The sequence below is a fragment of the Chryseobacterium sp. JM1 genome (genome assembly GCF_000737715.1).
Taxonomy (GTDB): Bacteria; Bacteroidota; Bacteroidia; order Flavobacteriales; family Weeksellaceae; genus Chryseobacterium.
Genome location: NZ_JPRN01000016.1, coordinates 79,854 through 88,828 on the forward strand (window position 1 = coordinate 79,854; position 8,975 = coordinate 88,828).

Here is an 8,975-nt window from a genome sequence, read left to right on the forward strand (position 1 = left end):
TTATGAATTTTAATACAAAAGTAATTCACGGAGGGCAGCATCACGAGTCTGCAACAGGTTCTGTAAATGTTCCTGTATTTTTAACTTCTACATTCGCACAGAAAAGCCCGGGAGTACATTCCGGATATGAATATTCAAGAGCTGCCAACCCTACAAGACAGGCATTGGAAGACTCTTTGGCAAGCATTGAGAACGGAGCAAGAGGTCTTGCTTTCGGTTCAGGACTGGCTGCCATCGACTGTGTTTTGAAATTACTGAATCCAGGTGATGAGGTCGTAGCGGTAGATGACCTTTACGGAGGAACTTACAGAATGTTTACAAGACTTTTCGAAAAATATCAGCTTAAATTTACTTTCGTGAATTTCGATGATGTTTCGAAAATTGCAGATGTAATTACAGACAAAACAAAACTGATCTGGGTAGAAACCCCTACCAATCCTCTGATGAAACTGGTAGACATCAAAGCGGTAGTGGAAATGGCAAAAGGAAAAGATATCCTGGTTGCTGTAGACAATACTTTCGCAACACCATACATCCAGAGACCTATTGATCTGGGAGCGGATATCGTGATGCACTCGGCTACAAAATATTTAGGCGGGCATTCAGATGTGATCGCCGGAGCCTTGATCGCAAAAGATGCTGAACTGGGAGAAAAACTTCACTTTATTCAGTTTGCGAGCGGTGGTATTTTAGGACCTCACGATTCTTATCTTGTTTTAAGAGGAATCAAAACATTAGCATTAAGAATGCAGCGTCACTCAGATAACGGACTTGCTGTAGCCAAATATCTTGAAACTCATCCTGCAGTGGATAAAGTAATTTACCCTGGACTGGAATCTCACCCTCAGTACGAGTTAGCTAAAACCCAAATGAAAGAATCAGGAGGAATGGTTTCCTTCACGTTCAAATCCGGTAAAAAAGAAGATGCTGTAAAATTCCTTGAGAAAGTAAGAGTCTTCACTCTGGCTGAATCTTTAGGAGGCGTAGAATCTTTAGCAAATCACCCTGCCTTGATGACACACGCTTCTATTCCTGCCGATAAACGTGAGGAGCTTGGGATTACAGACGACTTAGTTCGTTTAAGCGTGGGTATCGAAGATGCAGAAGATCTGATCGCAGATCTGGAGAAAGCTTTTTCTTAACACCTTAAAATAAAATATAATGAGAAAGATTCAATTTTTTTTGATCTTAAGTTTTGTCAGTCAGATTGTATACTCGCAGGTAAAAACTACCGATGAACTGTATAAAACAGCCAAAAAGCTGGACAGTTTGATATTTGATATAGGATTTAATAAATGTGATCTTTCTCATTATAAATCTATAGTCAGCAAAGACCTGGAGTTTTATCATGATAAAGGAGGAATCACTTCCGGTGAGCCGGCTTTTACCGCTTCCATTAAAAATAATATCTGTGGTAACCGAAACAAAGTAAAGCGTGATCTTGTGCCCAACAGTATGAAAGTCTATCCTTTGTACAACAATAATGTTCTGTACGCTTTCATAGAAGAAGGAGAACATGATTTCTTCGAATTTTCAGATGGAAAATGGAATCAGGGGAGCCGTGCGAAATTTACGATTCTTTGGATCCAGGAAGATAAGCAGTGGAAAATGAAAAGAGTATTGAGCTACGATCATCATTTATAAACCATATGAAAAACACTAGAAAAGCAACCTTTGAAGATATCAGTCAGTTGGCCGAATTATTCGACCAATACAGGATTTTTTATCATAAAGAATCTGATATTCCAGCAGCTGAACATTTTCTCAAAGAAAGAATAGAGCACAAAGATTCTGAAATTTTTGTGGCAGAAGACAATGGTAAACTGACAGGCTTTGTCCAGTTGTATCCGATATTTTCATCCACAAGAATGCAGCGCTATTGGTTATTGAACGACCTCTATGTCAATGAAAGTTACAGAGGAAAAGGCTATTCTAAAGAACTGATTGAAGAAGCCAAAGAGCTGTGCAGATCATCCAATGCCTGCGGAGTCCTCCTGGAAACAGGGAAAAGCAACGATGTCGGAAACCAATTATATCCCGCCTGCGGCTTCGAACTCTATGACTCTGTGAATTTTTACGAATGGATGAACAAAGAAAAGTGAAAAGGTCAATAGTGAATTGTCAATTGTGAATTGTCAATTGTGAATTTCATTGGAGATATTACTCATAACTTATAACTAAAAACCCATGTCTGATTTTCAAAAATACGTACAAAGATATCTGGATCAGATCCCTTCAGAGGACTGGATCGGAGAATTAAAATTATCGGGAGATAAAACCGTAGAAATATATGCAGCCCTTACAGAAGGACAGTCTCTTTTTGCCTATGCAGACGGAAAATGGACGCTGAAAGAACTTTTGCTCCATCTGTCTGATACCGAAAGAATATTCCAATACAGAATTCTGGCCTTTGCAAGAGGAGATAAAGCCCAATTGCCGGGTTTTGATGAAGAAGAATATGCTGCGGCTTCTTATGGAAATAACAGATCATTAGAATCTCTGTTGGAAGAGTATAAATTTGTAAGAAAATCTTCACAAATCCTCATCGAAACCCTTGAACCCGGTGTTTTGAATAATACAGGTATCGCCAACGGCAATAAGTTGGCCGTGGAAACAATCGGAAAACTGATTGTTGGACACAATTATCATCATTTAAGCATTATTAAAGAGAGGTATTTGCCGGGGGTAAAATAGGTGTGTAGAGCCAAGATTTAAGAGCCAAGAAACAAGAACCAAGAGCCAAGACTGTGGATATAGAGAATTTTTGTGCTTTAATGAATCGTAACGTAAAAAAATATTCAATAGGAACGGGCTTTAGCCCGTTTTTTTTATGAAAATCATACCAATACGGCTTTAGCCAAAACATAAAAAAATCACCCAAACCAAACATTTAGCCCATATTTTTTGGCGGAACCTTTCCGTTTTTTTACCTTTATCCACGGGTTTAATACCCTTATGAATTATGGAAAATATTGTTGAAATACTCAAATCCGGCGGAACGATTCTTTATCCTACAGATACGATCTGGGGTATAGGTTGTGATGCTACCAATATAGAAGCGGTCAATAAAATTTTTGACATCAAAAAAAGGGAAAAAAACAAATCGATGATCATTCTGGTAGAATCTGAAAAAAGGCTTCAGGATTTAGTGGATGTTCCGGAAATGGCATGGGAAATCATTGACCTTAGCGAAAAACCGGTTACTATTGTTTATGAAAATCCCCGCGGACTTCCGAAAGAATTACTTGCTGAAGACGGAAGCATTGGTATCAGGCTGATAAAAACTGATTTCTGTAAAAAACTGATCACCAAACTAAACAGGCCTTTAGTTTCTACTTCCGCCAATTTCAGTGGTGATAAAAGCCCGTTGAAGTTTTCGGATATTTCTCCGGAAATGATTAAGCTGGTAGATTATGCGGTAGAGGAAGACAGAGAGAAAGTTTCAAAATATTCAGGATCTTCCGTGATTAAGATATGGAGTGATAATAGAATTAAGGTTCTTCGTGAATAAAATTCTATAATAATTCCTTCATTTTAAAATCTTGTCAATGTATATCGGCAGGATTTCTTTTTTTTAATTTCTATCTTTGCATTCTTAAACTGGATACTGAATAAACATGATGTGAAAGTCCTGTTTTTTTAATGATGAAGGAAAAATTAATACAATGTACGCCCATTATGATTAAGGTAAAAGATACATTGACAGAAAAAAGACGATCTATTTATTAACGATGAAAATTAATCTTACCCAAAATAAAAATTTAAAACTATTCAAAATCATCGCTGATGCTGCGGAAAAAAACAACCAGTCCGTCTACATTGTCGGTGGTTATGTCCGTGATCTTCTGATGAAAAGAACAGCATCCACGGATATTGATTTTGTGACAGAACAGAGCGGTATTGAGCTTGCCCAAACTGTTGCGAAAGATATTGATCCCAAGTTAAAAGTTTCTGTTTTCAAAACCTATGGAACGGCCATGATCAAATATAAAGATCTTGAGCTGGAATTTGTTGGCGCCAGAAAAGAAAGTTATACCGAGAACAGCCGCAAGCCTGAAGTAGAAGGCGGAACACTGGAAGATGATCAGAAGAGAAGAGATTTTACCATTAATGCAATGGCGATTTCTTTAAATAAGGCTAATTTCGGTGAACTTATAGACCCTTTCAATGGGGTTGAAGATCTTGAAAAAGGTATTTTGAGAACGCCTTTGGAACCGGCCCAAACCTATTCTGATGATCCGTTGAGGATGATGAGAGCGGTTCGTTTTGCATCTACCTTGAATTTTGTGATTGAAGAGAAATCTCTGAACGCCATTAAACAGGAAGCAGAAAGGATTAAGATCGTTTCTATGGAAAGAATCATGGTGGAATTCAACAAGATCATGATGTCTAAAAAACCATCCATAGGACTTGGATTAATGGAAGCAACGGGTCTTCTGAAACTGATCATTCCTGAGCTGATCGAGCTGAAAGGAGTAGAAGAAGTAGAAGGGCAGACTCACAAAGATAATTTCTACCACACATTGGAGGTCGTAGACAATATTTCTGAAAATACAGACAACCTTTGGCTGCGTTGGTCGGCATTGCTGCATGATGTGGGTAAAGCGCCAACCAAAAAATTCGTAGAAGGAACGGGATGGACTTTCCATGGACATGAGTTTTTAGGCTCAAAAATGGTGAAAACCCTTTTCCACAGACTGAAACAACCGCTGGGAAGCGATATGAAGTATGTTCAGAAAATGGTCAAGCTTTCCTCACGACCAATTGCACTGATCACGGATGATGCTTCAGATTCCGCACTGAGAAGGCTTTTATTCGATGCCGGTGAAAATCTGGAAGACCTTTTTACGCTTTGTAAAGCAGATATTACCACCAAAAATTCCAAAAAGCAGGAACGATTCAAGAAGAATTTTGAATATGTTGCGGTGAAGATCAAGGAAGTGGAAGAGAAGGATCAGGTGCGTAATTTCCAGCCACCCATCACCGGAGAAGAGATTATGCAGATGTTTAATCTTAAACCCGGAAAAGAAATCGGAATCCTGAAAGAGAAAGTGAAAGAAGCTATTCTGGAAGGTGAGATCCTTAATGATAAGGAAGAAGCTGAAAAGTTTGTGATTGCTGAGGCGGAAAAGCTGGGATTGAAATACAATTAAATTAAAACTAAATAAAAAAAGCTTCGGCGGGACAAAGTCCCGCCGAAGCTTTTTTTATATGCTACAAACAAAATCAGGCCGCTTCGAAGAAGCGGCCTGATAAAAAACACAAATGATGAAAAAAAATAAAAATTTATAGATAATACCGAAGTATTAATGTCTTAGTTTGGATAAACTGAATTTGAGCCCATGCCTGCAGTAAACGTTCTGATAACAGATCCTGTAGTAGAATAAACCACAATTTTGCTGGCTTGTTTAAATCCATTGGAATCTGAAGTGAAAATCTTATCGTTGATTACACTGAATCCATACAGAGCAGAGAAATTGTCAACACTATTTGCTACTGTGAATAGAGGAGATGTAGGTACTGTGGTGGCGCTCATATCCATGGTATATACATTTTTTCCTGAAGAGAAATAAAATTTACCATTCGAAATCTCAAGATTTGCTCCATTGGCAATACCTGTTAAAGTCGTAGTTTTTGTAATAGTACCTGCACTTGAGATTTGATAGATATAAGAATCTGTAGTTCCACTGGCAATAGCATACACATTTTGATTGTTGGAAATAATTTTATTGATGTTTCCGTTCGGTAAAGTGATCGTAGACTGTATATCGTTGGTAGAGGTATTGATGTAAGTAATTTTGTTCCCAAAACCGAATGAAGCATTCTGTACGAAGATATTGTTTCCTGCTTCCACAATTCTCTCAACAGCATCCGTGAAAGAAATCTTTTTGATGAAAGAAAAGTCTGAAGCTTTATAAATACTCACATATTTATCCCCTAGATATTTATCATTCGTTACATAAAGATTGTTGTTCGCAAAAGCCATGTAGCGGGGAGAATTAAGTTCAGCTCTAATTTCACCTGCGGCTTTAAAGTTATAACGGTTTACGATCTGGATTCTGTTGGAATTATTCAACAGCAGATAAGCATTTTCACCTTTGAAAGCAATCATCTGTAAAACATCACCCAGTTTAGCTCCTCCGTTATTAAGTGCGAAAACATCATCCTGTTTAAGATTTAAGTCTGCACTTACAAAAGTTACTTCTCCTTCAGGTTTTCCGTAAGTACCTTCATTAGCGATTAAAAAACCGTTGCCATAGAATACTTCCTGCTCATCATTATCGCTGCTACAGGATACAATCCCGGCAAGAAGTACAAAAGCAAAAAGAAAATGTAGAAGTTTGTTCAGTTTCATAATATTTTAAGTTTAAAAATTGATTGTTGCATAAACACTGTAGTTTCTCTTCGGCATCGGATAGAGAGATACCGTCTGATAAACCTCATTGGTAAGATTGTTCACTTTAAATCCTACAGTATATTTTTTGAAGACTGTTGCAGAGATTCCTGTATTTAAGGTAAAATAAGGATCAAGAGCTGTAGATCTCCGTTCATCGGAAGCAGTATAGGTAAGCCCGTTGAATAATCCCTGAGTATAGAGCTTAAAGAAAGAATATCCATACTCTATATTTCCGACAGCCTTGTGAATAGGAACATACATCATCTGCATTTTAGTCTCTTTATTAATAGATTTTGTGTAAGTATAACCCGCGTCCAGCCTCAAAGAATGCTTTCCGAATGTTTTATTCCAGGTAACCTGCGATTCCAGACCGTAAGACTGAACTCTGCCCGTATTTACTGGTGCCCAATATCCAAAAGATGTAGGAAGCCAGCTAATGAGATTTTTGATGTCCATATAGTAAGGACTTACTATAATTTTAAAATCTCCCAGACTAAACTCATGGTTCATATCAATATTAGTGGACGTTTCAGGAAGTAAATCCAGATTTCCTCCCGGCTGCCAGTAAAGATCATTAAATGATGGAAATCTAAAGTTCCTTGAAAAATTGATCCCGGTATGATACCACGGTGTAGCATTCCATTTTCCTGAAAAAGAATACAGAAGAGGAGAAGAGATATCTTCCACAAAATCCTTCTTAATCCCTGCTTCAAAACGAAGATCTTTAGTCGCGAAATATCTGATCAATCCAGCTAAGGAACCTACATTTCTGCTGATAACTCCAATTCCGGATTTATAACCTTCCCCTTTATTCACCTGAAATTCTCCGATAGCATTGATATTGATCTTTGGCGTGATGAAATAATTGAAATCATTTTTAAAGATGTAATTCTTTCCCTCTGCGCCACTTGCCTTAGGCTGATTAATATCTGAAAAATACTGGAAATTATCTTCCGTATACGCTACTTTTAAGCTGTTGGAAAGATTGCTTTTTTGAACATCCCATGCAATCAAACTTCTCAGAGTCTGTGCATTATATTTTGTTCTGTTGCCATTATCCTCAAAAATAGGATAGTGCTGCGAAGCATCAAAGATCTGATTTTGCCATGAAATAGTCTGATGGTCAGCAATTTTATAGGAAACCCCAAAGTTGACTGAAGTATTGTAATACCTTCCGTTGATATTTTCAAAAGGGGTACTTCCCACTACAAATTCAGGAACTTTATAATTATTTTTACTCGTTAAATAACTTCCGGAAACCTTAACACTTAACTTTTCATTGCTGAACGAAGCCTGTGCAAAATTATTAAAGGTGTCAAAAGAAGCCACTTCCGAGAAAACAGAACCTTTAAAACCTCTGTTAAAATCTAAAATATTGTTTAAATGAATACTTCCTCCTATCGCTCCGCTTCCGTAAACAACACTTCCTCCGCCAGCTTTGACGTCGATCTGATCATATCCGAACAGTGGAATATTATTGACATCTCCCTGTCCTAAAAAACTGGAATTGATATTGATTCCGTTCCATACAAAAGCGGTCTGCTGTGCAGTAGTTCCACGAAAAGAGGGCGAAGAAACAGCACCACGTCCGTTTTCTTTGATATAAATAGAAGATTGATAACGTAAAAGTTCAGAAAGATTGGTTGAGTTTTTCTCAATGTCTTTTTGAGTAATGGTACGGACTGGATGAAAAAGTTTTACTTTGCTCATCTGGTTATCAAAAATATAAATAGTGTCAACGGCCTTCTCCTGTCCGAAAAGAAAGCTGCCGTAAGACGAACAAAGCAGTAATAAAGATCTTTTTATACCCATACTATTTTACTTTTCCTCCGAAAGTAATGTGTTTTTTTAGTTAGTATTTTGGCAGGTCTCCTGACTTTCGCTTTCTGCACCTTCCCGTATGAACAGTGGTTTTTTGCAGAAACTCTTATTGCGATTTACAGTTGCGGGGACAGCTTGGGCGTTTCACCCAATTCCCTATTATTTCCAATACACTGGAAACCAAAATTTTTGCAAAGATAACCTTTTAAATCTATTGCACAAAAAGACACAAAAGTGAATAGTGAATGGTGAATTTTGCTTCACAAAGAAATTTTTTAAATGTATAAATGATCACCAATGAACACAATACTGCGAAATTGAAAAAAAATAAAACAGAATAGTGAATTGTCAATTTTGCTTCGCAAGTGAATCGTCAATGATAGCCATAGCTATACAGCATTAAAATTCACCATTAACTTGCGAAGCAAAATTCACCATTGACCTCAAATTTCAAAAGAGAAATACCAGAATGTAAAAAGTAAACCACGGTTTGTAAGGACACAGCCTTAAAATTCACCATTGACTTGCGAAGCAAAATTCACGATTGACAAAAATCTAGGCTTTTATATTCAAAATCTAGATTCTTGTTGTACGTCCCTGAAATAAGTTGACCAAAAAAAGATCAATTTATTATGAAAGCTAACATCAGACTTATTAAAAAGAACAGGATTTATTCTGCAGATTTTAAACGTGAAATTGTTTCTCTCTTTGAAAAAGGCAGCTACAGTGTTCCTCAGTTGGAAAAACTTTATGGAAT

The 8,975-nt window shown here is 37.3% G+C and carries 8 protein-coding genes and 1 riboswitch; of the genes, 6 read left to right on the forward strand and 2 right to left on the reverse strand.

All coding sequences use genetic code 11. From position 1 onward, the window contains the following. Positions 1 to 2 precede the first annotated feature (2 nt). The 6 genes from IW22_RS20590 (at position 3) to IW22_RS20615 (ending at position 5,153) form a co-directional block, all read left to right on the forward strand. The gene (locus tag IW22_RS20590; protein ID WP_034730518.1) at positions 3 to 1,142 is read left to right on the forward strand and encodes a cystathionine gamma-synthase; all 1,140 of its coding nucleotides are present in this window, start codon (positions 3 to 5) and stop codon (positions 1,140 to 1,142) included. Between the two features lie 19 nt (positions 1,143 to 1,161). Further along, complete coding sequence (locus IW22_RS20595; RefSeq protein WP_034730520.1) at positions 1,162 to 1,644, forward strand: nuclear transport factor 2 family protein; 483 nt, start codon at positions 1,162 to 1,164, stop codon at positions 1,642 to 1,644. Between the two features lie 5 nt (positions 1,645 to 1,649). Continuing rightward, positions 1,650 to 2,102: a GNAT family N-acetyltransferase gene (locus tag IW22_RS20600; protein WP_034730523.1), complete on the forward strand. Its 453-nt coding sequence runs from the start codon at positions 1,650 to 1,652 to the stop codon at positions 2,100 to 2,102. An 85-nt stretch (positions 2,103 to 2,187) separates the two neighbouring features. Then, positions 2,188 to 2,694 (forward strand): DinB family protein, encoded by a 507-nt coding sequence (locus IW22_RS20605; protein ID WP_034730526.1) that lies wholly within the window; start codon positions 2,188 to 2,190, stop codon positions 2,692 to 2,694. 268 nt (positions 2,695 to 2,962) lie between these two features. Next, positions 2,963 to 3,511: an L-threonylcarbamoyladenylate synthase gene (locus IW22_RS20610; RefSeq protein ID WP_034730528.1), complete on the forward strand. Its 549-nt coding sequence runs from the start codon at positions 2,963 to 2,965 to the stop codon at positions 3,509 to 3,511. Positions 3,512 to 3,731: 220 nt separating this feature from the next. Continuing rightward, entirely contained in the window at positions 3,732 to 5,153 is a 1,422-nt protein-coding gene (locus tag IW22_RS20615; RefSeq protein ID WP_034730529.1) for a CCA tRNA nucleotidyltransferase, read from the forward strand. A gap of 161 nt (positions 5,154 to 5,314) precedes the next feature. Here IW22_RS20615 and IW22_RS20620 read toward each other — a convergent pair whose 3' ends face one another. After that, positions 5,315 to 6,355, reverse strand: coding sequence for a YncE family protein (locus IW22_RS20620; protein ID WP_034730531.1), 1,041 nt, complete (start codon positions 6,353 to 6,355; stop codon positions 5,315 to 5,317). A 12-nt stretch (positions 6,356 to 6,367) separates the two neighbouring features. Next, entirely contained in the window at positions 6,368 to 8,209 is a 1,842-nt protein-coding gene (locus IW22_RS20625; RefSeq protein WP_034730533.1) for a TonB-dependent receptor plug domain-containing protein, read from the reverse strand. Positions 8,210 to 8,241: 32 nt separating this feature from the next. After that, a riboswitch (cobalamin riboswitch) is annotated at positions 8,242 to 8,418 on the reverse strand. Positions 8,419 to 8,975 lie beyond the last annotated feature (557 nt).

Coding starts and splice junctions, on each gene's coding strand:
- IW22_RS20625 (WP_034730533.1), bottom strand. CDS start 8,209: ATGGGTATAAAAAGATCTTTATTACTGCTTTGTTCGTCTTACGGCAGC.
- IW22_RS20610 (WP_034730528.1), top strand. CDS start 2,963: ATGGAAAATATTGTTGAAATACTCAAATCCGGCGGAACGATTCTTTAT.
- IW22_RS20600 (WP_034730523.1), top strand. CDS start 1,650: ATGAAAAACACTAGAAAAGCAACCTTTGAAGATATCAGTCAGTTGGCC.
- IW22_RS20590 (WP_034730518.1), top strand. CDS start 3: ATGAATTTTAATACAAAAGTAATTCACGGAGGGCAGCATCACGAGTCT.
- IW22_RS20620 (WP_034730531.1), bottom strand. CDS start 6,355: ATGAAACTGAACAAACTTCTACATTTTCTTTTTGCTTTTGTACTTCTT.
- IW22_RS20595 (WP_034730520.1), top strand. CDS start 1,162: ATGAGAAAGATTCAATTTTTTTTGATCTTAAGTTTTGTCAGTCAGATT.
- IW22_RS20605 (WP_034730526.1), top strand. CDS start 2,188: ATGTCTGATTTTCAAAAATACGTACAAAGATATCTGGATCAGATCCCT.
- IW22_RS20615 (WP_034730529.1), top strand. CDS start 3,732: ATGAAAATTAATCTTACCCAAAATAAAAATTTAAAACTATTCAAAATC.